General features: G+C 45.5%; 17 protein-coding genes. 3 read left to right on the top strand and 14 right to left on the bottom strand.

From position 1 onward, the window contains the following. Window positions 1-147 precede the first annotated feature (147 nt). From JWH17_RS12635 to JWH17_RS12625, 3 genes are read right to left on the bottom strand one after another with little or no spacing between them, the layout of a single operon-like run. A complete protein-coding gene (locus JWH17_RS12635) occupies window positions 148-3,444 on the bottom strand; it encodes an efflux RND transporter permease subunit (RefSeq protein ID WP_205222991.1) in 3,297 nt (1,098 codons plus the stop codon). Next, entirely contained in the window at window positions 3,441-4,604 is a 1,164-nt protein-coding gene (locus tag JWH17_RS12630; protein ID WP_205222990.1) for an efflux RND transporter periplasmic adaptor subunit, read from the bottom strand. The genes JWH17_RS12635 and JWH17_RS12630 overlap by 4 nt, the downstream gene beginning before the upstream one ends. A 17-nt stretch (window positions 4,605-4,621) precedes the next feature. Then, window positions 4,622-5,227 (bottom strand): TetR/AcrR family transcriptional regulator, encoded by a 606-nt coding sequence (locus JWH17_RS12625; RefSeq protein WP_205222989.1) that lies wholly within the window; start codon window positions 5,225-5,227, stop codon window positions 4,622-4,624. 207 nt (window positions 5,228-5,434) lie between these two features. Here JWH17_RS12625 and pdxH point away from each other — a divergent pair, with 207 nt between their 5' ends. Both pdxH and JWH17_RS12615 read left to right on the top strand, forming a co-directional pair. Further along, the gene (gene pdxH, locus JWH17_RS12620; RefSeq protein WP_205222988.1) at window positions 5,435-6,073 is read left to right on the top strand and encodes a pyridoxamine 5'-phosphate oxidase; all 639 of its coding nucleotides are present in this window, start codon (window positions 5,435-5,437) and stop codon (window positions 6,071-6,073) included. A gap of 233 nt (window positions 6,074-6,306) precedes the next feature. Continuing rightward, window positions 6,307-7,053, top strand: a complete 747-nt coding sequence (locus tag JWH17_RS12615; protein ID WP_205222987.1) for an SDR family oxidoreductase — start codon at window positions 6,307-6,309, stop codon at window positions 7,051-7,053. 27 nt (window positions 7,054-7,080) lie between these two features. Here JWH17_RS12615 and JWH17_RS12610 read toward each other — a convergent pair whose 3' ends face one another. From JWH17_RS12610 to JWH17_RS12590, 5 genes are all read right to left on the bottom strand, one after another. After that, window positions 7,081-8,277 (bottom strand): MFS transporter, encoded by a 1,197-nt coding sequence (locus tag JWH17_RS12610; RefSeq protein WP_332468413.1) that lies wholly within the window; start codon window positions 8,275-8,277, stop codon window positions 7,081-7,083. 64 nt (window positions 8,278-8,341) lie between these two features. Next, the gene (locus tag JWH17_RS12605) at window positions 8,342-9,244 is read right to left on the bottom strand and encodes a nucleoside recognition protein (RefSeq protein WP_232371070.1); all 903 of its coding nucleotides are present in this window, start codon (window positions 9,242-9,244) and stop codon (window positions 8,342-8,344) included. Between the two features lie 65 nt (window positions 9,245-9,309). Then, the gene (locus tag JWH17_RS12600; protein WP_205222986.1) at window positions 9,310-9,540 is read right to left on the bottom strand and encodes a hypothetical protein; all 231 of its coding nucleotides are present in this window, start codon (window positions 9,538-9,540) and stop codon (window positions 9,310-9,312) included. A 36-nt stretch (window positions 9,541-9,576) separates the two neighbouring features. Beyond that, complete coding sequence (locus tag JWH17_RS12595; protein WP_205222985.1) at window positions 9,577-9,885, bottom strand: hypothetical protein; 309 nt, start codon at window positions 9,883-9,885, stop codon at window positions 9,577-9,579. 89 nt (window positions 9,886-9,974) lie between these two features. Further along, window positions 9,975-11,675, bottom strand: coding sequence for a potassium channel family protein (locus JWH17_RS12590; protein ID WP_205222984.1), 1,701 nt, complete (start codon window positions 11,673-11,675; stop codon window positions 9,975-9,977). 1,112 nt (window positions 11,676-12,787) lie between these two features. Between JWH17_RS12590 and JWH17_RS12585 the strand changes: the two genes are divergently transcribed. Next, the gene (locus JWH17_RS12585; RefSeq protein WP_205222983.1) at window positions 12,788-14,008 is read left to right on the top strand and encodes a TDT family transporter; all 1,221 of its coding nucleotides are present in this window, start codon (window positions 12,788-12,790) and stop codon (window positions 14,006-14,008) included. A gap of 839 nt (window positions 14,009-14,847) precedes the next feature. On the opposite strand, the gene JWH17_RS12580 is transcribed toward JWH17_RS12585, so the two are convergent. The 6 genes from JWH17_RS12580 to JWH17_RS12555 form a co-directional block, all read right to left on the bottom strand. Beyond that, on the bottom strand, window positions 14,848-15,078 hold the full coding sequence (locus JWH17_RS12580; protein ID WP_205222982.1) for a hypothetical protein: 231 nt from the start codon (window positions 15,076-15,078) through the stop codon (window positions 14,848-14,850). Window positions 15,079-15,335: 257 nt separating this feature from the next. Beyond that, window positions 15,336-17,513: an L-lactate dehydrogenase (quinone) large subunit LdhH gene (ldhH, locus tag JWH17_RS12575; protein ID WP_205222981.1), complete on the bottom strand. Its 2,178-nt coding sequence runs from the start codon at window positions 17,511-17,513 to the stop codon at window positions 15,336-15,338. A gap of 26 nt (window positions 17,514-17,539) precedes the next feature. Further along, window positions 17,540-18,103: a LutC/YkgG family protein gene (locus JWH17_RS12570; RefSeq protein WP_205222980.1), complete on the bottom strand. Its 564-nt coding sequence runs from the start codon at window positions 18,101-18,103 to the stop codon at window positions 17,540-17,542. 126 nt (window positions 18,104-18,229) lie between these two features. Beyond that, the gene (locus JWH17_RS12565; protein WP_205222979.1) at window positions 18,230-19,942 is read right to left on the bottom strand and encodes an L-lactate permease; all 1,713 of its coding nucleotides are present in this window, start codon (window positions 19,940-19,942) and stop codon (window positions 18,230-18,232) included. Between the two features lie 760 nt (window positions 19,943-20,702). Then, window positions 20,703-22,145, bottom strand: coding sequence for a sigma-54-dependent transcriptional regulator (locus JWH17_RS12560; RefSeq protein WP_205222978.1), 1,443 nt, complete (start codon window positions 22,143-22,145; stop codon window positions 20,703-20,705). A gap of 87 nt (window positions 22,146-22,232) precedes the next feature. Further along, window positions 22,233-24,917 carry a hybrid sensor histidine kinase/response regulator gene (locus JWH17_RS12555; RefSeq protein ID WP_205222977.1) on the bottom strand — a complete coding sequence of 895 codons (2,685 nt, stop codon included), beginning with the start codon at window positions 24,915-24,917 and terminating at the stop codon, window positions 22,233-22,235. Window positions 24,918-25,618 lie beyond the last annotated feature (701 nt).

The following is a 25,618-nucleotide window of genomic DNA, read 5'->3' as shown; positions in this document are numbered from 1 at the left end:
ACGCAGATCCTGCGGAAAAATCTATTGACCCGAAGGGGGAAATTTTTGATTTAAAACAAAAAACAGACTTTCAATTATGCAATTACTCATTAAGCAATAATATCAATTATTTGAGTTTAAAATCGAAAATTTCATGAGAAAGCCGGGTTAGTGTCCAGTCAGTTTATCAAACACACCCCAATATTTATCATGCACGACCTGTCGAAACTCGCCGGACAGGGCAATGATACGCTTTTGCAGATAATAGAGGGTCGGAACCACAATCAAGGTCAAAAAGGTAGCCACAACCAGACCAAAAATGACCACCACAGCCATGGAACGCCACCACTGGCTCGATTCACTCACCCATGAGATAGCCAACAGGTGAAAATCAAAAGAGACACCGGTAACCATCGGCACCAGGCCGAGAATCGTTGTTACAGCGGTTAACAAGACTGGTCGTAATCGGGTTGCACCTGCAGAGATAACGGCATCTTTGAGTGAAAAGCCTCTTTCCAACAACTTGTTAGTGTAATCAATAAGAACAATAGCATTATTAACCACTACGCCGGCAAGAGAAATAACACCGACACCGGTCATGATGATGCCGAAAGGCTGCTTAAACAGCATCAGGCCGAGAAATGCACCTCCCAGGGAGAGCATAACCGAGCTCATTATCAAAAACGGCTGACCAACCGAGTTGAACATCGCCACCAGGATAAGAAAAATAAGCAGCAGGGCAATAATAAAAGCCTTGGTCAGGAATGCTTCCGACTCCTGTTGAAACTCAAATTCTCCGGTAAACTTTACCGAATATCCTGAAGGCAAATGGAGTGCCGCCAACAGCTCCTCGGCCTTTGCCCGTATAACGGGGCCGGTGGTCTTGGTTTCATCAACATTGGCCTTTACAGTGACCACCCTTTCGTTATTTATTCGCGTAATATCGCCGAAAGAACCTGCAAATTGAAATTTGGCAAGGGTTGATAGCGGCACCAACACACCCGTTGGAGCGGGAATAATCAGCTCGTTGAGCACATCGACTACCTTCCGATCACCTTCAGCCAGCTGAACAGTAATATCGTAATCATCACTTCCTTCCCTGTAAGACGATACATCAAGTCCGTTATAAGCGGTTTTCAAGGCAAACCCAATGGCATCGGTTGTTAACCCAAACAGGGCTGCCTTTTGCCGATCAATGACCACTTTTACAGATGGTGTTCCCTCACTAAAATCATCCCGGACATCTTTGACGTTGGGAACATCGGCAAGAATATTTTTAATTTTTTTGGCCAGCCCTCCAAGCACCTGAAAATTATCACCGGCAATCTCTATATTAATGGGCGCCCCGGTCGGAGGCCCCTCCTCCTCCATGGCAATGGTAATTTTCCCTCCGGCAATGTCATTGACCCGCTCTCGAATATCATCCACGGTTTCGTGGGTAGAGCGGTGCCGATCCTTTAAATCGATAAACCGAACCCCTACATGGTTGGGTGAATTTGGATCAAAGGCTGATCCAGGCCCAGCGGTCACCACACCTTTGATGTAAAGGTTTTTAATATTTTCCAGATCACTGGGGCCAAAGTATTTTTTTCCTGAAGCGTCCACATATTCCTTGGGTTCCAGGGATTGCACATAATCGTCATGATTAAAGCTATCGGCAGCAATAGCTTGCTGATCAGCACCGGCCACCACCATTTCAACCCGCTTCATCACCCGGTCAATGTAATCCAGGTCCGCCCCTTCAGGCACATCAACATTGACATACATCCCCTTGGGATCTATCTCTGGAAAAAACTCCACCGGTTTTTCAAGCCCTATCACCAACAGCCAGCCCTGCACCATTAGAATCAAAACACAGATGGAAAATCCAATAATAACAAACGGCTTGTGCAGTGCAAATCGAAGTACCTTTGAATATCCCTTCAACAATGGGGAATCCAGCGACACAGGCTGCTCAAAAGAAGCGCCGTTTGCTGCCGGTTGCTTTATATCACCCTTTACTTTAATGAAAAGAGAAGCTAGTGCCGGATTGATGACCAGGGCAACAAAAAGGCTTGAGCTAAGCGTCACAATGAGGGTGAGTGGCAGATAACTCATAAACTCACCCATAATGCCAGGCCAGAAAAGCATTGGCGAAAAAGCTGCCAGGGTTGTCAATGTCGAGCCAATCACAGGGTAAGCAACTTCTGAGGTGGCTTTCATTGCCGCCTCAACCCGCGAGGCGCCCTGCTCCATAAAACGATAAATATTTTCAACAATGACGATCGCATTGTCAACCAACATCCCCAGTGCCAGGGTCAGGCTGAACAATACAACCATATTCAGCGTCACTCCCATAACATAGAGCACAATGAAGGTCAGTAGCATGGAAAACGGAATAGCCATACTGACCAGAATGGCATTACGAATCCCCATGGCAAAAAAAATAACAATTACCACCAAAACAAGACCGGATAAAATATTATTTTCCAGGTCGGCAACCATTTGTTCAATATCTTTGGCCTTGTCCATGACCTTGGTTATCTGGGTTCCCAGAGGCCAGGTCTGCTGCCGTTCAGTGATTATTCGATCAACCTCGCGGCTGATATCTATAATATTTTCACCAGAACGCTTTTTTATAGCTATGTTAACGGCACTTCTACCGTCCAGGCGAGCGCGGCTGGCCTCCTCCTTAAAACTGTCGACCACTCTGGCCACATCTTTTAAGTAAACAGGTTCACCGTTATGAATCCCTACCACCAGCCAATATATTTCTTCAGGTGTTTTGAATTCTCCAGGTACCCGCAACAGGAAACGACCTGAACCCAGCCGAATAGCGCCGCCGGAGGTATTTTTATTCTCGCTCTGAACGACCTGCTGCAGCGTATTAAAAGTGAGACCATAATATCCAAGCTTTTCCGGAAAAACCTCAACTCTGATTTCACGCTCCAACCCACCGGTAACATCCACTTCGAGCACACCGGTAACGGCCTCGATATCATCTTCCAGGTCATCAGCAATTTTTTTCAGGCAAGGAAGACCACAGGTTCCCGAAAGAGAAAAAACCACGATAGGCATTTCGGAGAAGTTGACCTCAAAAACCGAGGGATCCTCGTCCAGGTCAGTGGGCAAATCGCCCATGGCCTCGTCAACCTTATCTTTAACATCCTGCAGGGCCTGATCAATATCAGTCCCTGTCACAAATTCAACATTTATATTGGAGGCGCCTTCGGTACTCACCGATTGCAGCTTTTTTAATCCGTCCAACCCTTTGAGCTTCTTTTCAATCTCAATGGTAACCGAGGTTTCAATATCCGTGGAAGATACGCCCCTGTAGTTGGTAGAAACAAATACATTGGGAATGGTGATATCAGGGTCACTTTCACGGGGTAACACTTTATAACAGTAGGTACCGAACACTAAAATCAGTACGCCCAGAACGACAACCGTTATGCTCTTTTTTACGGCAGTATCAGATATGATCATAACAAACGCTCGGCAGGATCAGTAATTACTTTCACGATGTTGATCTGCTGTCCATCTTCCACGTCACGGTGCCCCTCAATAAGTATTTTATCACCGCTCGATAATCCCTTGGTCACTTGAATCTGCCATCCCTCGATAATTCCCAGTTCCACAGGTTGCCTGCGCACCTCGTCACCATCAACCACATAGACATACTGGGCGTCACTGCGGCTTATTATTGCATACAGAGGAACCATAATGGCATTATCAACCTGTTCTTTAATGATATTAGCCCGGAGGAACATGCCGGGTAAAATTTCATGCTCTGCATTTTCCAGGGCTAGTTCAAACCGATAAAGATAGGCTGTTGTCTCAGGCGCTGGTGCGAAAAAATGGGCTTTACCCATGAAATGCTTATTGTCCAGTGCGCTGATGGTTATATCCACTTGTTGCACTTTTCGTACGGCCGCCACATCAGATTCGGGTATCCCTACCACCCCTTTTAACCGGTCCAGCTGAAGCAACTGGGCCAAAGGATCGCCAACATTCAAAAAGGCGCCGACCTTAGCATCTATTCGCTTGACCACACAGTCAATAGGGGCCGTAATAGTACAACGGGACAACTCCAGTTCAGCCCTTTCAAGGTCCGTTTTCGCCTTGAGCAGTGCCGTTTCACTGGTTTCCAGGCTCGCCGAAGGGATGACTCGCTTTTTCAGCATGGCCTGGTTCCTGGTAAACTCGGACTTTGCCAGGGTATATGCGGCCTTAGCAGCATCAAGGGCGATACGGTAGTCATCTTCCTCTATCCGTGCCAGCACATCGCCGACCTGCACCGAGTCACCCTCTTCCACCAACACCTCAACAATGGCCCCCTGGACCTTGGCCATAAGCTCTAACGTGGACCACGGCTCAATCGTCCCCGGCAGGTTAATCACATCATGAATGGTACGCGGTTGAAGCTGCAGCAAAATAGCGTTAACTAATTTTTTCCGGTCAACATGCTCCTCTTTTTTTGCGGCTTCCAGTTTGGCTTTTTTCTCGCCTATGGTGCCAAAAAGGGAAAAAATGACTGCAATAAAGATAACCAATGCAAGCCGGGGCAAATTATTCCATATGAAGAAAAGGAGCCCGGATCGTTTGGGATCTGCAGACAATGTTTTGGGATTCTTTTTACTATCCATGCATCACTCTCCATTACTCATGCAGGTGCAAGGCCATACATGGTTTGATAAAACATTGTTTTTAATGTCTCGAGAAAATCATCACCTGATGCGAGCCGCTCAGTAAACCACGCTGATATGGTGATAAGAAATAGACCGTAAAAATGACCTATAACCAGAATGAGATCGAGTTCAGAGCGTAATTCACCACGTTCCTGGCCACGTTGAAGGATAGGAACAAGCATATCTATATAGAGGTTTTCTATTTTTTGAGATTGTTCCAGATTATGTTCAGTTGGGAAAAAAGACTCACGCAGCATAAGCCGTCCAAATTCCCTATCCTGTTTTATAAAGTGAAAGGTGCCGGTAAAAACCGCCATCATCTGGTCGACCACATGGTCTTCACAGCTTGCAGAACGGACTATATCCTGGTTGATCAGATAGAGTTGTTCTCGGCAGAATGCTAAAAAGATCTCCTGCTTGGTTGTAAAGTAGGAGTAAATGGTACCTTTACCAATTCCTGCCTCAACAGCCAAATCGGTAATACTTGTATTCTTATACCCTTTAACGCTAAAGAGCCGCATACCGGCATCCAGGATTGCCTGACGGGTTAACTGCTTTTTTTCTTCTCGTCGTCCAGACATAGTCTCTTCTGTTTTAAGGTATCGTGACGTTTTAGGTCGCTGTAATACCACATGTCAACAAAAGAGCAAGCAAATTTCGACCGCGGTCGAAATTTTAATTTGCATACAAAATTAGGCTGTTACTCACTTCAAAAGCAACATTTCAGTTGACCGCTCTCAAGAAAAGACCTATCAGTGAGAAAAAGACAACGAATAAAAAGGCTTACCATGGATATCAAAGGCTTCCGCAAAGATTACAAAAGTCCGGTGTTACAAAAACACATGCTTCATCCGGACCCGTTTAAACAATTTGAGCTCTGGTTCAATGATGCATGTAACAAGAACATTGCGGAACCCAATGCGATGTCGCTTGCTACTGCAAACGCTGCAGGCCACCCAAGCCTACGAACAGTGTTGCTCAAGTTTTTTGACATGAATGGCTTTGTTTTTTTTACGAATTACAAAAGCAGAAAGGCAAAAGAATTGGCTGAAAACCCCCACGTATCTTTGCTTTTCCCATGGATACCGCTAGAACGGCAGGTTACCATCATTGGCGTTGCTGCAAAAGTATCCCCTGCTGAATCGGCAAGATATTTTGCCGGCCGCCCCAGAGAGAGCCAGCTCGGAGCCTGGATCAGCAACCAGAGCTCCATCATCACCTCGCGTAACCTCTTACTGGCAGAACTGGAAAAAGCAAAAAACAAATTCCTGCAGGGTGAAATACCGCTCCCCGATTTCTGGGGAGGTTACCGGGTTGAGCCGCAAAGTATAGAATTTTGGCAGGGAAGAACCAGCCGCTTGCACGACAGGTTCCTGTATACAAAAGATGAAGCAGGATTGTGGACGATAGATCGCCTGGCTCCATAACTTCCCCCCTGCCCCCCTACAACCGAACCTATTGATTGGCTGGGATTTTCGTTCAAGATCGAGGCATAGCGACACCATAAACACAGGCATGTAATTGATAGTGGGGCTCTAAGAATTATTTTTTCATATAACACGGAGATCGGGCAAAAAGGCCGTAAATCAACAGGCTCAGAGATTGAACAGAAAGATTGGACAAAAAGAAAGTAAATCAGGCTCATAACTGGAGGATGCTCATGGACACACCCCTTGCTGGAAAAATCGCCCTCATCACCGGATCCTCACGCGGCATTGGCCGGGAGATAGCCTGCAAGCTGGCACAAATGGGCGCCGCAGTGGTTATCAACTACAACCAAAGCAAAACAAAAGCTCAAGAAGTCTGCAGCCTGATAAACACGGCCGGAGGTAAGGCTATCGCAATCCAGGCAGATGTGAGAGATGTGGGGCAACTGGAGCACCTCTTTGACCAGACCCTGGAGAAACTGGAAAAAATCGACATCCTGGTCAACAACGCAGGCATCCTGCTTACCAAACCGATTGAACAGGTCAGCGAAGAGGAATACGACCTTTTATTTGCCGCCAATGTTAAGAGTGTCTTTTTTGCCTGCCAACAGGCAGCAAAAAAACTATCTCCCGGCGGCAGGATCATCAACATCTCAACCACGGTCACCAAAATCATGATGCCGGGGTATGGCTTGTATGCTGCAAGCAAAGGGGCTGTGGACCAGGTAACGCGAGTTCTTTCCAGGGAACTGGGCGAAAAAAACATTACCGTCAACGCCATTTCTCCCGGCCCGGTTGATACAGAGCTTTTTAGAGCAGGCAAGAGCAAAGAACAGATTGCGCAGATGGCAGGAATGTCACCTTTTAACCGAATAGGTACTCCAGCAGATGTTGCCGGTGCCGTGGCCCTGCTTGTGAGTGATGATGCGGCATGGATTACCGGGCAAAACCTCTACGTAAACGGTGGCATAGCAGGCTGATGCCTTACCAACAAGTATATTCTGTGTTCAGGGAGACAGGGTCAGCTGCTCTTCCTGAAAGTTGGCCACACTCTGCTGGAGTTTGAACACACAAAACAGACAAAAACATAGTACCAACAAGAGATTGCCCAAAAATACCTGCCACCCGAAATAACTGTAAATGATTCCCGGGGCAAAAGAGCCTATGGTCCCTCCCATGTAATAGAAAGAGATATAAAGGCCGTTGGCAATCCCTTTTTTCCCTTGAGAAAGCGTGTTGACATAACCGGACAAAATGGAATGTGCGGTAAACATCCCGGTACAAAAGACAAACATACAGAGGAACATACTCTGGTAATTGGTAATCATAAACCCGGCAGCCCCTACCCCGTACAACACTATCCCGGCACTGACAGCTCTGGTCTCGCTACCAAAAAACCGGATAATCCGCCGTACATTTAAGGAAACGACCACCCCCATCACATACCCGCTATACATAACGCCGATACCCGTTTCCCGAAATGCAGGATTAATACTCTTTAGGGCAAAAGGGAGAAAGTTCAGCGCTCCGGCAAAAACAAAAAACACACAAAAAATGGCGCTATACAGCCAGAAATAACGTGCCTGGCGCATAATTCCAAGTGCCTCACCCAAGTTCGGCTTTGAATACTGCAGGTTAGCATCTTTTTCCAGCCCACGAAGCAGGTAAAAGCCCCACACTAACAGGACCCCAAGGACAAAGAAAAAAAAACGCCAACCAAAGAGATCCGTAAAAAAACCAGATAAAAGGCGACCAAGAAAACCACCGATAATTGTCGCCGCAATATAGCGGGCAATCGCAGCCTGCATCTGTTCGGCTGTTGAAGTAAATGATATATAGCTTACAAGAGAGGTCAAAATAGCTGGAATCACCATCCCTTGCACCCCTCGGATGGAGAGCAGCAGCAGATAGCTATCTGTTATACAGAAGACGAATTCCAGTAGGCCCAGAATTAAAATAGCCGACCGAACAAGGAGTCGAGCGGAAAACGACTCCAAAAGAATGCCATAAAACAAAGGGGCAATGCCAAGGGGCATCATCATCAAGGTAGTAAACAAAATAGCCTGCAGGGAAGTAAGCCCGAACTCCTGCTGAAAAACAGGTTGAATCGGCTGGGCCGCATACAAAGAACAAAAGGTGACAACAGTACAAAAATAAATTGCCGGTAGCGGACTGGATAGCCGCATTTTGTTTAACAGGTACACCAAGCTCCTCCTGATTTTCTCCAGGTTCTTTTACCAGCCGAGAATTGGCCACACCCCTCGGTTTTCAAGCACGAACAACCCTGTCCAAAGAAAACAACCTGGGAGTTAAAAATAATAATACATAACTCAAAACTACAGCTGTGAACAAACGAGCGATAACAATAACCCACAAGTTTGCGCCAAAAATAACAAAAAGCAGCACGTCTTCTATCAACGAGTGACATATCATCAAAAAAGTCGAGATAAAAAATATATCCCGCTGAGATAAGTTCCCCTGGCTTGCCTCCCTGATTAAAATGGTTGCACCGTACGTTATCCCCAGCAACTGACCGACAATGATGGAAAACGAAGTGTTGACTTTGTCCATATGGTCTTTGATCACTTTGGATGCCTTGAGTAGATCCATACAAATAATAATCGCACTGATAAGCACAATGATCTTCAGCGAAAGAATCCCGGCTTGCAGAATAGATTCGCCAAGCATCTGCCCCACACTCTCAGGCAACACCTTGGCAGCCGGCGCCTGGCGAACAGCAGTATCAGCAAAAAAAGAAGGCGGCAGGAATAAAACAGGCAACACCGCAAGAAAAGCACCGACAATTCGAAGCACAATCGAATAACCGTACGACACCCCAAGCTTGGCCATTATTGCACTTTCAACTACCAGCGCGTGACAGACACCAAGAAAGATACCGAGAATTGTCCATTGGTAGGCTGTCAAGCCAAGAGGTGCAGCAAAGGCAATTGCAGCGTACACATTAAGTAACATGCCGCCGGCAACCGCAACGGCAGCTTCTGCGGGCAAATGAAGTAGCTCCGTCAGTGGTGTGAAAAGAAAACTTATATGGCGGAGAAGGTCATAATAAAGCAGAAAATCCGACAGGATATAAAGGGGAACCACCAGCTTAAGAATCAACCAGGCACTGCTCATGGAGGAGCGCAGGCTTTCAATGAATAATATTTTCAAAACACACGGTACTGTAAAATCAATAATATAGAATATACCTGCCGGCTGCTGCCTTTTGGTGCAATCTACCTTCTTTTCGTGCCACTGTAGGTAAAGGCCTTTGCAATCATCTTGTAAAAACTTCCTTTGTCAATCCCAATGGGCTTGCCGCACACACATCGCAACTTGCCTTCCTTTTCCACAAATGCATAGGTTCTCTCAATTCTTGCCTTATGACAACGAAGGACTTCACCGGGCCCTATCTTGTCATATCTCCACAGCTTTCTTTTGCAGGCTGCACATCGGATTATCAGCATGACTTTTTTTCAAACGGATGATTACAAAAGCAAGCGCTAAATTTTCCGGCGCGGATTTTCCAATTCAGCGGGATCTTTAAACTTCACCAGCCTTACCTTACGACTACGGGGAAATTCTCGTTTGATCATTTCCTTCAACAGACGTGACAAACCATCAGTACGGGATACCACTTCCTGCACAATATAACCATGCTCTTTTATTAAAAAAATCTCTTCATCTTGCCTTATGAGAGCAACAGACCTATTCCGCTTATAGGAAAACAAAGCCACCCCTCCCGGTGGAGTGGTCTTCATCAGAGTGGTAATTGTTTTTTTGCGAACAGCACTAATGTTGATCAATGCCATGGTTTTGTCAGAGAGCCGATGGATAGTATTACGTTCTTATGAAGAGGTACCATTTTCATTGCTCTGTTCGGTTATAGTGGTAAACATATCTACCGCGTGAGCTTCAGGAATAGTTCCTCATTCTCCGCAGTACCTATAAATATCAATTCGTCGTTTGCTTCGAGAATGGTCTCAGGGGCTGGATTGACGAGGAGAGTGTCGTTTCGCCTGAGGGCAACGATACTGCAGCCGGTCTTGTCCCTTACCCCGCTCTCCATTATTGAACGACCCTGGAAATAGCTACCGGCGGTCCTGTTGAACACAATAAGCCCCTCAATAAACAAGGAGACCTCATTGGGTCTGAGTAACTGGAAAATGGTTCCTGCCCCCAAGGAAGCATAAGACATAACCTGATCGGCACCTGCCGAATGGAGCTTGGAAACATTACGTTCGAGGATGGAACGGCTGATTATCTGAATATCCGGCCGCAGCTGTCGGCAATAAAATGTCAGGTAGATATTCATATCGTCACTGTGGGTGGTCACGATAACCGACCTTGCTGTTTTAATACCCGCAGCTTCCAGTGTCTTAATGTCTGCTGCGTCGCCGACAATAAATTGCTCTTCCTGCTGATGAGTTATCTTGAGAGGACGTTTTTCCACTATTCGGTAGTTAATTCCATGTTCAGCCAGAGTCTTGGCGGCAGACAGGCCGACCCGTCCCCCGCCAAGAATCAATACATGATTGTTTTCAGCGGTCTGGGGGTGTTCGCCGCCGAAAAGATCTTCAAAGGCCTTGAGTTGATTGACCGTACCGGAGAGCACCAGTATCGTCCCCCTTGACATGACGGTGCTGGGCGCTGATGGGCTAAAAATGCCTTTTTGCATTAATCCAATCACCGTCACGCCGGTCCGACTCCTTATGTTTGCCTCAAGCAGTGTCTTGCCAATCAGTTCACTGTCCTTGACCGGCATTTCCGTTATCATGAGTTCTTCAAATCGGCCTATGACATTGGCGGTCATACACACGCCCTGGGTCCTCTTCGCCAAATGGATCCCGAGCATGTTCGTAAACTGATAAACACTGTTGTTCCCGGAAAACTCGAGGATATCGATGGAGTGTTCCCTGTCAGCGTTGGTAACGATGGGCACCACCTTGTCCACTTCTCTGATAGTAAAACAGATATTGGTGGAAATAAGGTCGTCATTTGTGACCACCACCAGAGAGGCATCGGCAATCCGCAGTGCTTCGTAGGTACTCGGTTTGTCGGGCTCGCCGATCACCACCAGGCAGTCAAGATCATGCAGCTCGTTGGCCAACTGATGATCGGGCGTCACCAGGGCATAGGGGATATTATATTTTACCATCCGCTCAATCAGACGGGCGGTGATAGGATCATAGCTGGTCAGGATGACGTGGTTGTGTATATGCGCAGGTAAAGCCCTGGGGATCTTAGCACGTTCCTGGGCTTCCAGCCAAGGAGTGTAAAAAAACTGGATAAAGATAAAAGGCAACATAATCAGGAGAAACAACACTCCCGAAAAAAGAACAACCATTGTAAAAAGTAGGCCAAGGTCACTGTGAAAGGTGATGTCGCCAAAACCGAGGGTGGACATGACGGTCATGGTCCAATAGACGCCGGTGATCCAGCTAAAGTTACGCCCTTCATAAATCATCAACACGTGGAACAACGCCGAGTAGAGGCAAATAACAAAAAAAAGAGAGGTGAAAAACTTCCACAGCACGGCAAAATTTCGCTGTACCTTTCTATGGCGAAAGAAAAAAATAAGTTGGCTTGCTAGGGTTTTCATCGATTGCTGAAGACTGTGTTATAATTACCGGCTTAGGAACATACCAAGCGTAATATTCCCACGCGTAAAGGTTAGCCGTTTTTGGTTAAATTATCCATGGAGTAGACAGGGCAGACACTTTTAGCCAGAAAATTGCCAAACACTGCAAATTCTAAATTTCTCTGAGCTATTTAACTTTACAATGTTTTTATAGGCATTTGAAACAACTGGGGATACCTTGTAATGTTACCTGACAACCTTGCTTTCAATGCAGAAAAAATCGACAGTTTCTCCAGCTCTATCTTGGTATATACTTTACTAACAATACCAAAGATACCTCGACGTCACTATTCGAACAAAGTCGGTTTCAAGATCCTTCCGTGCAGGAGTACCTTACAGTTGGCTGCCGGCAATTTCAAGATTACCAGTAACTGTAGTTCGAGACCTTTCTAGTCATTTAAAACTCCATGTAGCATCAAATGTGACTGGAAGCATAATTACTTTCGATTAGCCCGGATTTCTCATCAGTGAAGTTTTTTGCAGATCGAGGTGCAGGGCACGCAGCAGGTAAGCGAAGGCTCCGGTAGCAAGCTACCGCAAATGGCCTGCAACAAAGAGTCTGCGGAAAAATCCGCTGACCCGGAGGGTGAGCTTTTTTGATTATCGACGAAAAAACAGTCTGTTTTTTAGCGCTACTGTATTTTCTATAAATATCAAAAACTTAAGTCGAAAGTCAAAAAAAAATATGAGAAATTCGGGTTGGGCGCCTGTCCGGAAGGGTAGCAGTTAAAGACACAAGGGTTCTTTTTTCAGAGCCATCTGGATTTTAAACTTTCCTTAACATATTCATAATGACCCTATGAAAATAGACAGAAAGAGCTTAAAAGAAATTCCAAATGCTGAAGATCAAAAAGGTCAGGTAAGCAATGACTTCGAGGCATGCGCAAAAAACGACCACAGGCATATAAATAATATCGGCATCTATCGCTGTATCTCTGTGGATATTTTTTTAAGCATAACAAGCTGAGTGCAAGACTCCGAGAGGCTGGGCGAAATAGCATTTTTTCGAGGTGATCTTCTCCACTACAGGAAAAATCTATTGAAACCTTATACCCAAAAACAGGACGATAAAATTGGACAAAGACCTTAAAAATACAAGTTCAAAAGGGTTTTGGTGGAAGCGTTTTTTTTATTCAGTCACTGGGGCTAATGGTGATTATGAATTAGGCCCGAACTGGTTTGCTTCGGTTATGGGGACTGGCATTATCGCCAATGCAGCTGCCTCTTTGCCGCTATTTTCGGAAAGGCTTCACTCCTTCGCCTTGGTAACGTGGTGCCTTGCCTCCATCATGTTACTTGGACTCGTCGCCTGGACATTCGTTTTCCTGGTAACAGGGCATAGTGTTTGGAAAAAGCATTTTAGAGACCCGATGATGGCCCAGTTCTATGGAGCACCACCTATGGCTATGCTCACAGTAGCAGGGGGGACTTTATTAATCGGAGAAAGCGTGCTTGGTCACTCAGTGGCGCAAAACATTGCCTGGGGCCTCTGGTTTCTTGGTACAATGACAGGGCTTGGCTCAGCTCTTGTCATTCCTTACCGCTTGTTTACTACTTTCAGGGTCCGACCGGACTCCGCCTTTGGTGGCTGGCTCATGCCGGTGGTTCCTCCTATGGTATCGGCCGCCATAGGCGCCATGCTTGTTCCGTATGTCCCGGAAGGTGTCTTCAGGGAAACAATGTTCTACGTCTGCTTCTCTATGTTTGGCCTCAGCCTGATAGCAGCAATGATTATTATATCTATGATATGGAGCCGCTTGGCTCATCATGGAACGTCAGGTACTTCCCGTGTCCCCACGCTCTGGATTGTCCTGGGGCCGCTTGGACAATCAATGACAGCTGCGGGTATACTTGGTACCGTTGCCAAGGGCGCCGTCCCTCTTGAGATTGCATCCGGATTTGAGCTTTTTGCTGTACTGTATAGTGTTCCGGTTCTGGGTTTTGTGTTGCTCTGGACCTGTATGGCAATACTGTTATCAATTCGAGCCCACTATAGGCAAATGAAATTTGCGCTTACTTATTGGGCCTTTACATTTCCAGTCGGTACGTGTGTGACCGGTATCGCGCAGTTGGCAAACCACACAGGATTGCCGTTATTTGAGTGGACAAGTATTCTCTACTTCATAGGCTTACTCGGAGCTTGGTCTGTTGCTGCTTTTGGAACAACAAGAGGCATGATAACCGGGCATCTATTTCGGCCACCACCGCCGGCAAAAGCTATTGTATCTTTGAAAGAACCACATTTCCAGGGCGATATACTTGATGATATAGAAAAAAAATCTGATTACCCATGAAACGCAGCCTTTTTTTGACTCGGGAGACAGATCGAAGTCTCCGCTATCTGATTTTCATAAAAAGCCATTAAAAAAATCAGTCACCTACCTCAGTACTGAGAAATTTAGGTAAGCGAAGACTTCGATCTGTCTCCCGGGTTTACAAGAGAAATAAAATCAGTCCACTGTCTGCTTCGATAGATAAATGGCAGAGTTTTGTATTTAATAAGAAAGGGAAAAGAAAATCGCAGTATTTTTTTCACTTTTTCTGCGCTGTACTACGCATGATTCTACGCTGTTCAGCGAAGGTCTAAAAACACCCAATCCATCGAACTGTAACTAGCCTCGCCAGTTACATAATACCTAAATCCTGCAATTGGAAATTTCGGAGTCTACGCTACCTGCCGAAGATGTGAGGCACCGGAGGCGCAGACGTATAAAAATACTTCAAGCCTTCGGTAACGTAGCAGATTTGGCGAAATTGCCGATCCCGAAGGGCGTTGAAGGTGAGAAAAAATAGGTTCACTCAAACAGTGAATAGAACTTCAAATCAATTGTCTGATCAATATGTTGTTTTTTTAAAGTAGAACCTAAATCCTGCAATTGCCAAGTTTGCCGAAGGTGCGAGGCTGCGTACACGCAGACGTACTGTAGTACTTCAAGTGTGCGCAAACAAAGCAGATTCGGTAAAATCGGCAATCCCGAAGGGTGGCAAGCATGAGAAAAATGCTCTTAAACCTAACTCACATTAAAAGTGAACTGATTTCTTGTTGATAAAACCGATAACAGTCTGGAAAAAAATAACTAAAAGCGTTTTTGTCATGTTTGACGTGCAAGATTTAGGTAATAGTAAGTAACCATTACATTGAGGCAAAATATTTTTCCAGGCCATCGCTTCGTTTTTCCGGGGTCATCTCGTTTGGAGATGCTTTATCGTGTTGCCATTGCTGCCAGAAAAAAAAGAACTCGTCCCATGATATTTTAAAGACCCCACTTTCTACAAGTTCTTGGTACAGATCAATTGCTTCTTGCAAGACTCTTGGCTCAAATTGTCTCCAGGAAGCTTCCCCCTGCATTTGTGTATGATTCATGACGAAAGCACTTAAGTCTGTTGAGTATAATCAATATAATGCTGCCACCCTCGATTCCGAGAAGCGTAAGAACTTACTTAGCGGATGTTTTGAAATGTATAGGAAGAGGTTAGAACGATGTTATAATTTGACGCATCGGTTCCACTGCAAAAAACACACATATAACTAACCTTTTTTGTAGAGAATTCAAGCGATGCTAATAGTGGGATATCTTGAGTAACTATCCCCCGGCAAAGCCGGGGGGTGCCAAGAGGAAATTACTCTTTTCCGTCGAGTGCCTCTGCCATCAACTCAATGGTATGAGCGCAGCGGACATTTGGGTCAGCCTTGCCCATAGCCCCCTTGAGCATAATCATGCATCCGGGACAATCCATAGCCACGGTTTTACTGTTTACGGCCTTGATAGTCTGCACCTTGTCAGTTGTAATTTGTTTAGAAATCTGGGGATGACTAAGAAAGGAGTAGGTACCGCCAAAACCACAACAGCGGTCACTATTCTTCATTTCTTCAACCGAATATCCGCCGGCATTCAGCAAGGCACGTGGTTCTTTAAAAACCTTATTACCACGCTTGAGATGACAGGAATCATGGTACGTTACCGTTCCTTGTGGTTTGAAGCCTGTCAGTTTTTCCGAAGCGTGCAGTACATTTTCAAGAAAATCTGATGCATCCATGGTTTTTTCACTCAAGGCTCTTGCCTTGGCTGACCAGTCTGGGGAATCGGCAAGGCGCTTAACAAAATCCCGCTTGACTCCCATGGTACATGTCGGGCAGACGCAGAGGATGTAATCAACTTCGGCTTCCGTAAAAGCCTCTACATTTTGCCTGGCAAGGTCCACACCGGTTTCCGTATCACCGGAGTAGAGCGCCGGAATACCGCAACAGTTCTGTTTCTGTGGAAAAACCACTTCTACATCAAGTGCATTAAGCACCTTGATGAGGCTGGTACCAACTTCCGGATAAACAAAATCCGCCCCACAACCAACGAAAAACCCGACCTTGTATCTTGAATTTTTGACGTTCTGGACGATACCTTTGAACTGGTCCCGAAAGGATTTTTCTGCAACAGATGGCAGATCACGCCACTCTGTAAAATCCCTATCCATGAAATGCATAGGCAAATGGCGGATAATCGGCCGCTCACCATCAACCGCATTTTTATGCGTCACCGGACGCTGCAGCTTAGACGCGGCGCGGATCATAGAGTGGAAGAGGCCGCGGTTTTTCATCACCGCCTTGAAGGCAACATTTTTGATCATTCCCATCCCGTACTCTTGGGTAACTTGAGTGCGGAGGTGAAGAATAATCTCTTCCAAATCGATGTTGGAAGGACAAACGGCACTGCATGAACGGCAACCAATGCAGGCCCGGGTAATTTCTTTAGCCTTGTCAAGCCCTTCATAAAAGGCGGTGAGTATAACACCGATGGCGGATATATAGGTGGAACCAAAGACATGCCCACCCACGGTCTGATAGACAGGACATACATTTGCACATGCCCCGCACTGGATGCAGCGAAGAGCATCGCGGCAGGCTTTGGACTCATAAAGAGCCTCACGACCACCGTCAATCAAGACAATATGTTGCTCCTTTGCTTTTCCATCCGTTGGTACGGCACCACGAATCCAGGTGATATAGGAGGTAAGCAGCTGGCCGGTTGCATTACGCGGCAGAAGTCTGGTAATTTTTACGGCGTCTTCCATACTTCGCACTAATTTATGAATGCCTGAAAAAACAACATGCACTTCCGGTAACGTTGCACAGAGTCTGGCATTCCCTTCATTGGTGACAAGACCTATCCCGCCTGTATCAGCAACGAGAAAGTTTGCGCCGGTAAGACCAATATCAGCATCGAAATATCCTTTTCGCAACTGTTCTCTGGCAACGTTTACCAGGCTCTTGATATCTGGAGAAAGTTGCTGTCCTGTTTCTTTGCTAAATAATTCCGCCACTTCCTCTTTGAACATATGGATAGCCGGCATGACCATGTGACTAGGACGTTGCCCGGCAAGCTGGATGATCCACTCGCCAAGATCCGTTTCAGAGGTTTTGATGCCTTCAGCTTCAAGCGCTGCGTTGAAGTGCGCCTCCTCTGATACCATGGACTTTGATTTAGCAATCAGTTTTGCATTTTTCTTTTTCGCAAGATTGATCACATATTCGTTTGCCTCTTGGGTATCCTTTGCAATAAAAACTGTCGAGCCTGCAGCCTCAGCATTTTTTATAAATTCAGCCAAAAGCTCTTTGCGTCTTATCCTGACATCGTCCTTGATCTCTGCCAGATCCTTGCGCATTGCCTCAAAGTCAAGGCGGCCCTGAAAAGCATTTTCCCTGGAGGTAAGGTATGCGTCACCAAACAGGTGCAGGGCTTCACTCAATTTCGGGTTGTTTATTGCGGATTCAACTTTCTTTTTATATGTCTGGTCGGTGGCCATAGCAGCTCTCCCTGTACTTTTTTCTTTTAAATTTCCATGAGATCGCTGGAGATTCCTTCAACCAACAGGATATGCAATTCTCTAGGGCCATGGCAGCCAATGGTGAGCACACGCTCAATATCGGCAGTACGGCTGGGGCCTGTTATATAGGCAACAAACCTTGGTTCTGAGCCCTTATGCATCTCCGTCATTGGTTTGACGGCAGAGAGATTGTCTTCCAGTATTGTTTTCGGATCAACCAAAACAAAATGAATTTCCGGGAGAGTAGTGGCGAGTCGAATGTTTTCCATTGTGCTCTCAAGCACTACTGTACCAGTATCTGCCATGGCAAAATTACTGAAGGTGATACCCGCATTCGGAACATGTCCGGCTTTTCGAAAGTCGCCTTCGTATACGTCGACACCTGCAGCTCCGAGAAGAGTTTTTAAGTCGTGCTTATCAGCCAGTACAGTCTCAGGAACGAGTGCTATTCCACTTGTTTTTTCAGCAATGTAGGCAGCCGCATCCTGTAGACTGTCAACCTGGGTTACTTCTGTACCAACTCGACGGGCAGCTTCAACAAAGCATGAGAGATGAGTGTTAGGGGTCATGAACCAACTCCATTTATTAATTTCCATTTCCCTTGCTTCCACAACGGACTGTTGTAAAGGGCGCATAATGAAATAGCAGGGTTAAAAACAATTTAACCCTGCTATTCAAAAACAAATTAAAGGGGACTAAAACAGATGAGGTAGAAAAACAAAAGCCATAAGGGCAGTAACAGTACCGACCACAAGACCATAAAGCAGGAAAGGCCACACTGTACGTCTGAGGATCGCACCTTCCATACCGGAGAGGCCTACAACAGCACATGCCGCAACAATGTTGTGAATACAAACCATGTTGCCCATTGCGCCGCCAACTGCCTGCGAAGCAACGATAATTTGGTGAGGCAGCGCAAGAGAAGCAGCTACGCCCCATTGGAACTCGGCAAACAGAAGATCCGAAACCGTGTTAGAACCGGTTATAAAAGAACCGAGACCACCGACAAAGGAGGCAAATAGAGGCCATGTCTGCCCTGCGATGCTGGAAACAGCTTGTGCCAGGGCCAGAGGCATAGACAGGTATCCATTGGGATTAAGAGCAGCGTCGGCAACACCGGATCCACGGAAGATTGAAACGATGGCAACCGAGAAGAACAAGGCGATTGCCGGACTTTTCATTTTTACAATAGCTTCCTTCCACGCTATTGCAGCTTTCCCTATCGGCATTTTGTGGATGAAAATGGTAAGAATTGCAACAAGGGCAAAAGGAATAGTACCTGGAAGATATAAATATTTTATAGAACCATTGACCCCCTCAAAACCGAAAATATTCGTGAAGGAAACAGAGACGCCGGCAAGCATGGACTTGAGGCCAAGTTCAGGGATACGGGTAACAACAAGGATCAAACCTATGAGAATATAAGGGGTCCATGCGCGAAACTGACTCATATTTGCTTTAAATTTGCCACTGCTGTCTGCGCTGACCGTACCGGTCCATTCCTTGTCCCATTCAGAAGCTGGGCCGAAATCCCAAATTGTGGAAGGTATACAGAAATTCTTTTTTGCCCCTACAATAATAATAGCAAGACCGACAAGACCGCCGATGAGCGACGGGAACTCAGGACCGATAAACCAGGCTGTCAGGAGATAAGGAACTGAGAAGGCAGTAGATGCGAACAAACTGAACTTCCATGCGCCAAAACCTTCAGACCATTTACGGTTCTGGCCGAAAAATTTGGTCATGAAGCCAAGCATAAAAATCGGCAAGATATAGATCATGGGTAAATGCATCAAAGTCGCCCACTGACCTACCACGGTGTTAAAAGATTCCATGGAATCAAAATTCACACCGGGAGCACCGGAAACAACAGCTGCCTCGACCAGACCTGTAAGATATTTAAACCCTAAGATCACAGGCGTACCTACAGCACCGAAAGTTACCGGGAAAGAATTAAAGACAAGACACATGATCACGGCTGCCAGGGGAGGAAAACCGAGGCTCAAAAGAAGCGGTGCGGCTAACGCTGCCGGGGTTCCAAAACCTGCTGCGCCTTCTATGAATGCGGGAAACATGAAGCCGATGATGAGCACCTGAACACGGCGGTCACGACTGATATTTTGAAAACCGTGTTGAATAGTTTCCATACCGCCACTGTACTGCAGGGTATAGAGAATAATAATCGCTCCAAACACAATAATCAGAATACCGAGCGCAGTCACAGCACCCTGGGTGGTCAAGGCTGCTATATATGCTACAGGAAGCTTCCAGAAGGCCATTGCGCCGACCGCACATGATAACCAGGCAGTAGGCATTGCTTTTGTTGCGGGCCAGCGTAGGCCGACCATCAGAATAAGGGCGAGAGCTATTGGGACAAGTGCTACAAGCGCTAAAATTTGTACAGGCATGTTTTCCCCACTTTGTAGGATTTGTGGTTAAGCATAACATTTTAAAAAAAAATATTTCTAATCATCAACACCGGTTTTTTTTACCCTTTTGGTTGCCTGGCACTGCTCGCTACAAAGAGCAATGACCGGGCAGGAGCAACTGTTGTCTCCCTGTTTTTCCTCAAGATTTCCTCCAAAATAAAGTTATAGGTGGCAGTACAGACTCACATGGTGACAAAGGGCATACAAGAAACAGGCGAACAATATCGGCTTGCTTCCCCATGCAACTGGTCTACTATTAGCACTAACTGTGCCAAACCAGATAAATCGTAATTTTCTCAATCAAATCTATATATTGCAGGCACATTCACCTACCAACCCTGATAATTCCAAGTGCCCCAGAGTCTCAAAAAAAGGATTCAAGCTAGGCTGTTTTGGGTAAATAACTTGTAGAACCGGCTACACACCAGGAAATCAAGTTCTCTACAGAGAGCTAACCCTCTGTTTTTACATTTTTAAAAATAAAAAAAGAAAAGTGCCTCTTCTTGAAAACAGCAAAGGCAATAGATTGTCCTAAAAACAGGACAGAGGTGAGGACTCCCAAAAAAAAGACACACAAAAGGAATGATCGAGGACACCGTTTAAATACACAATTTCTACCCAATCAATCAATCATTTTATCTGGAAAAAATAGAAGTTATGCAAGAAACACGACAGCGCTTATTTTTGCAAAAGGTCGAGAGGTGAAAAAAAATCTATTTTCGGACAGGTCCTTACTCTTTCACAGAGTAAGGCTATTTTTTTTCAGGAGAAGATAGAAATGCGACCGGGACAAACCAGACTTTTTCAATATTTCTGGTACATTACCATCGCATTGACGGATCAATTCACTTAGATAAACCTTTTCGGCAGTCCCTTTGAACTCTTTGAGCGACGGCAGAGGACTGTCAAAGATATCTTCAAAAATCCGTTGTCCTATTTTCAAGACACCATCATTGCCGGTGCGGTCATCCGCCTCACTCAGTTCCCCAGAGCCGGTCATCTGCTGTATTTGAGATTTAGCCACTTTTATACGAAGATCGCGTGATAAATGAACGGCATAAAGGGTGTCTTCCTCACCAGCATCTATCATCGCCCTTTCCAGGATATTGAAGAGCTCTCTCACGTTTCCCGGCCAAGAATATCTTAAAAGAGTGTCTAAAAAATCCTGTCCCAATTTTTTGGGAGACAAGCCGAATTTCTCACCGAGATAATCCATGCGGGCATGCAACAAATCCTCAATGTCTTCAGTTCGATTGCGTAATGCAGGAAGGTGAATTCGTATGGTTTTAATACGAAAGAGAAGATCACGACGAAAAGTTCCCTGCTCTACCATTGTGTCAAGATCACGGTTGGTAGCGGCAATAAGGCGAAAATTGCTGGACAGTTGTTGATTATCGCCAACCGGTCGAAAATGCTGTTCCTGTAGGACCCTCAAAAAAACCTTTTGAATGGAAAGCGGCATTTCGCCGACTTCATCCAGAAAAAGAGTGCCGCCATCGGCCAATTTGATTAAACCCAGGCGATCTGATTGAGCGCCGGTAAAGGCACCTTTACGATAACCAAACAATGTTGACTCTACCAGTGATTCAGTGAGCGAAGCGCAATCAACCACCACAAACTGCCCCGATGCCCTTTGACTGTTCTGATGGATGGTGGAGGCAAAGAGTTCTTTTCCGGTCCCGGTCTCCCCAGTTATAAGGACGTAGGCGTCTGAACGGGCAGCCTTGGCGGTCAGTTGCAAACTCGCCTGTATTCTCTGACTTTTCCCGATCACCTGGTTAAATTCCAGTTTACTCTGTTCAGCCCGTGTCTTTTTCTCTTTGTGATACTTGAGTGCCCTATCCAGCGTAAGCCGTATCTCTTTTACACTCGAGGGTTTAAGCAGATAATCCCACACACCACCTTTAATGGCGAGTTCAGCGCCATCAGGATCTCCTCTTCCCGTCAGAATAACCACCTCCGGCGGTTCTGGTCCGGCCATTATATCAGGTAAGATCTCCAAACCATTGCCATCTGGGAGGCACACATCGAGAAAAAGAATGGCATAGTTTTTCTGCTTCAGCAAAGGCAAGCCTGTTTTTAAATCATATGCCATATCGCACTGGTATCCTAGCCTGGAAATCAGACTCTCCATGGTCTCGCAGGTTTCCTTATCGTCGTCGATAATGAGCATCTGTTCCATTTCAAAACATTCCTGGTAAAAGGTATGAGGCAATAAAAAAAACAAATCCGCCAAAAACTAGGCCTACAGGTTTACCTACAAAAAAAATTATTGTTCAAGGTCCCCCATATTCAATAATAGGTTGTTGAGTTCTACATCAGTATGCCGGCGGGCCTGAATGGTTACAGCGCTAATAGTTTTTTGCAAATCATTTCTAGCATAGGGTTTCACAAGAACAGCAACGATATTGTCACAGGTGGCAGCAGCTTTGACAGCATCCTCTCTTCCGGAAACAATAATCACCGGTAAATAATGCAGCGCTTTCGCCAGTTCAATGCCACTCATTTTGGGCATATCATAGTCAGAAATAATCAAATCAAACCAGTTAGGATCCCTTTTAACCATCTCCAGGGCGGTCATTGGATTGCGAACAGCCTCGACCCGATGTCCCATGTCAGTCAAAATCCGGGGCGTCGTGTTCAACTGATCTTCATCATCCTCCACAAAAAGAATGGATAGTTGACCAGATGCCGAATACATTCTATTCCTGTCAGCAAAAGCAAAAGGTTTTTCACTCTGAGGAAGATACACGGTAATAACAGTACCTTTACCAAGGTCGCTCTGTACCTCAATCCCACCATGGTGTCCTTTTACTATTCCAAGAACCACAGACAGTCCCAACCCTGTTCCATCCGTGATATCCTTGGTAGTGAAAAAGGGATCAAAAATTTTATCCAGGATTTCGGGATTGATCCCTGGACCGTTGTCTCCTACTTTGATTGAGACATATCTTCCTGGTGTAACATTTAGAACTGCTGCTCTTTCCTCATGAATAACCTCCTCATTCACCTGCACCTCGAGCTGTCCGCCATTATCGCGAAGTGAGTGGAATGCATTCGTACAGAGATTAAGGATCACTTGATGAATCTGGCTTGGATCCGCATTGACGAACATATTGGGAGTATCTAATTTCGATTTAACCGAAATTGTTGCCGGCAAGGAAACATCCATCAAACTTAAGACCTCTTTAACCACCATGCCGATATCGGTGGCCCTGAATTTCCCTTTTGAAGGTCTACTGAAAGAAAGTATCTGTTTTACCACCCCAGCCCCGCGTCTGGCGGCCTTGAGAACACGCCGCAAGTCTTTAGCTGTTTGGGAATCCGCCGGTACATCGCCAATTGCCAGTTCAGTGGAATTGATGATAGAGGTGAGGATATTGTTGAAATCATGTGCAATTCCACCGGCCAGGGTACCGATAGCTTCCAATTTTTGTGATTGCAGAAGCTGTTTTTCCAGGTTGTGTTCCTTGGTTACATTTTCCGCAGTCGTGAGGATACCCACAACTCGTCCGGCTTGATCACGTAAAGGCACCTTGTGGACCTCAAGCCAACTATGGGTACCGTTGTATTGAATAATTTTCCTTCGAGTCTTGAGAAATGCATTCCGGTTACTGACAACGGCGGTATCTGCACTGGCTGACCATTGGACATAAGCATCATTGTCTGCTACATCTTTGATTGTTTTTCCGACCATGTCTTCAAGATCATCAATACCAAAAAACTCCAGAAAAGTCCTATTCGCGCCAAGATAGTTCCCTTTGGTATCTTTCCATGAAACAAGCTGGGGAAGAGTATCCATGAGCGTTCCCTGAAAAGAGAGTTGCTCTATTACTTTACGCTCTATCCTTCGCCGGCTGATCATGGTTGTCCCCAGGAAAATAAAGGCGATGACCAGGAGAATAAAACTCACCATGATTGTCCAAAAAAGCTCCTTGGACAGCTCATAAAAAGCTCTTGGGCTGTTTATCACCTTTGATGACGTTGGGAGTAAGCTCATATCTACCTGTAATCGCTGCATGACACGGTAATCAAACATATATTCACTTGGAGACTCATAAACAATTGGGATAGTCTCAACCGGTTCACCTTGCAAAATACGCAGAGCAATCTTGGCACCATCCTGGCCATGTTTAAAAGCTGAAAGCAATTTACCGCCAATGGCCCCATACCCGAGCAGGAACTCCCAGGCGGTATAAATGGGAACCGAAGAGTGGGCATAGATCGCCTGCATAACCTCCTCTGTTGTATAGAACTTATCCTGGACGGTCTGATACCAGGGGGTGAAAAACAAAAAAGTGTCTTCCGGCAAATTTTCGATGCGCTCCAGTGTTTCTTCAAGAGTAAGGTGGGACCAGAATTCAACCAGAAGTTCTTTATTATACGTGGCCAACTGGCCTGTGATCTGGCGCTTAATGGCTCTGCCGCCTGCAGTTGCCTGATCACCAATAAAAATCATTCTTCTTTTTTCAGGATGAAGGCGCCTAGCAACGTCAATTGTTGAAATAAGATCGAAAGTCTCTGCAACACCCGTAATATTTTTACGGGTAAGCTCAACCGAACTGATATCATTAATCCCGCAAAAAACAACAGGAACATCGCCAAACAGAACTTCACCATAACTTTGGATAAAATTAAGGGCATCATTATCCGAGACGATTATGGCTTCAAAAGTTTCGTCCTTAAATTTCTCACGATACAGAGTCAGTAAACGACTGCTGATATACTCATAGTTATATTTTTTTGCATCCATGTACTCTATCTGAAGGTCCACTTTATATTCACTTTCATCGAATATGGAAAGGATACCTTGCAGAAGTCTGTCCGACCAACGATAGCCATAATGATAGGAGTTAAGATACAGTACATGCTTTTTTTCTTTGGCATGTGCTAAAAAACATGTACTGAGAAGTATCTGCAGAATGAGCGTTGTAATAAGAGCAATTTTTCCCATAAAGGCACTTTTCCGTTGATAGAGTGAATCCAGACGATATTATCCCTTGGAAGCAGCTTGCAAATGTTAAGCCAAAAGCCCTCCGGCTTCTTCTCAAATTAGTCTCTGCATGTCATTTTGGCAATCTTACGCGGTACTCACCCCAAAAAAAAGGGTGCTCAGATTCAGTTGTTGCAGGTTTGGGCCAATGACATCATTGAGTGCATACAAGTGGGGTTGAGCTGACATAGTCCATAGGCTCCTGCTTACAGGAAAAAAATTTCGAGCTCTCGTGTCTCATTTTTAGGATTTTGTGATTAACAGGGACATCTTCCTTGCCGGCACACTAATACTAGTAACGATAACTAACTGTAAAAAATTAACATTTTCTACAAATTACCAAAAAATGGCCGTCCTATTTTCCATACAAATCATTTAGTATTGGAAAGGCGGCTAACACTGCTGTCTGATATTTCGGATAAATACATCATATCATTCTGCCATAGTATTTTTTTATTGCCTCAATAATCATCGCGCTCTACCCCGAACTTCTTAGCAAAAAATATAACCCACTTGAATTACATTAAAATATAATAAAGGGTTAGCGGATCTCCACCCTCCCCTTACACCTCCTTTTTTTTACATAACCACTAACATTTTTCCCTCACTGGCATGCATCGTGCTTAGTATTTACCACATTAAACATTTAGGTCAGATTCGGG

The sequence above is a fragment of the Desulfogranum marinum genome (genome assembly GCF_016918565.1).
GTDB lineage: Bacteria > Desulfobacterota > Desulfobulbia > Desulfobulbales > Desulfobulbaceae > Desulfogranum > Desulfogranum marinum.
Note: the sequence above shows the minus strand (reverse complement) of the source record. Positions and strands in the feature narration are given on the sequence as shown.

Excerpts from the sequence above, each read along its gene's own strand:
- pdxH (WP_205222988.1), top strand. The coding sequence starts at position 5,435 with ATGGATATCAAAGGCTTCCGCAAAGATTACAAAAGTCCGGTGTTACAA.
- ldhH (WP_205222981.1), bottom strand. The coding sequence starts at position 17,513 with ATGGCCACCGACCAGACATATAAAAAGAAAGTTGAATCCGCAATAAAC.
- JWH17_RS12625 (WP_205222989.1), bottom strand. The coding sequence starts at position 5,227 with ATGTCTGGACGACGAGAAGAAAAAAAGCAGTTAACCCGTCAGGCAATC.
- JWH17_RS12555 (WP_205222977.1), bottom strand. The coding sequence starts at position 24,917 with ATGGGAAAAATTGCTCTTATTACAACGCTCATTCTGCAGATACTTCTC.
- JWH17_RS12570 (WP_205222980.1), bottom strand. The coding sequence starts at position 18,103 with ATGACCCCTAACACTCATCTCTCATGCTTTGTTGAAGCTGCCCGTCGA.
- JWH17_RS12580 (WP_205222982.1), bottom strand. The coding sequence starts at position 15,078 with ATGAATCATACACAAATGCAGGGGGAAGCTTCCTGGAGACAATTTGAG.
- JWH17_RS12560 (WP_205222978.1), bottom strand. The coding sequence starts at position 22,145 with ATGGAACAGATGCTCATTATCGACGACGATAAGGAAACCTGCGAGACC.
- JWH17_RS12565 (WP_205222979.1), bottom strand. The coding sequence starts at position 19,942 with ATGCCTGTACAAATTTTAGCGCTTGTAGCACTTGTCCCAATAGCTCTC.
- JWH17_RS12615 (WP_205222987.1), top strand. The coding sequence starts at position 6,307 with ATGGACACACCCCTTGCTGGAAAAATCGCCCTCATCACCGGATCCTCA.
- JWH17_RS12600 (WP_205222986.1), bottom strand. The coding sequence starts at position 9,540 with ATGCTGATAATCCGATGTGCAGCCTGCAAAAGAAAGCTGTGGAGATAT.
- JWH17_RS12595 (WP_205222985.1), bottom strand. The coding sequence starts at position 9,885 with ATGGCATTGATCAACATTAGTGCTGTTCGCAAAAAAACAATTACCACT.
- JWH17_RS12590 (WP_205222984.1), bottom strand. The coding sequence starts at position 11,675 with ATGAAAACCCTAGCAAGCCAACTTATTTTTTTCTTTCGCCATAGAAAG.
- JWH17_RS12635 (WP_205222991.1), bottom strand. The coding sequence starts at position 3,444 with ATGATCATATCTGATACTGCCGTAAAAAAGAGCATAACGGTTGTCGTT.
- JWH17_RS12630 (WP_205222990.1), bottom strand. The coding sequence starts at position 4,604 with ATGGATAGTAAAAAGAATCCCAAAACATTGTCTGCAGATCCCAAACGA.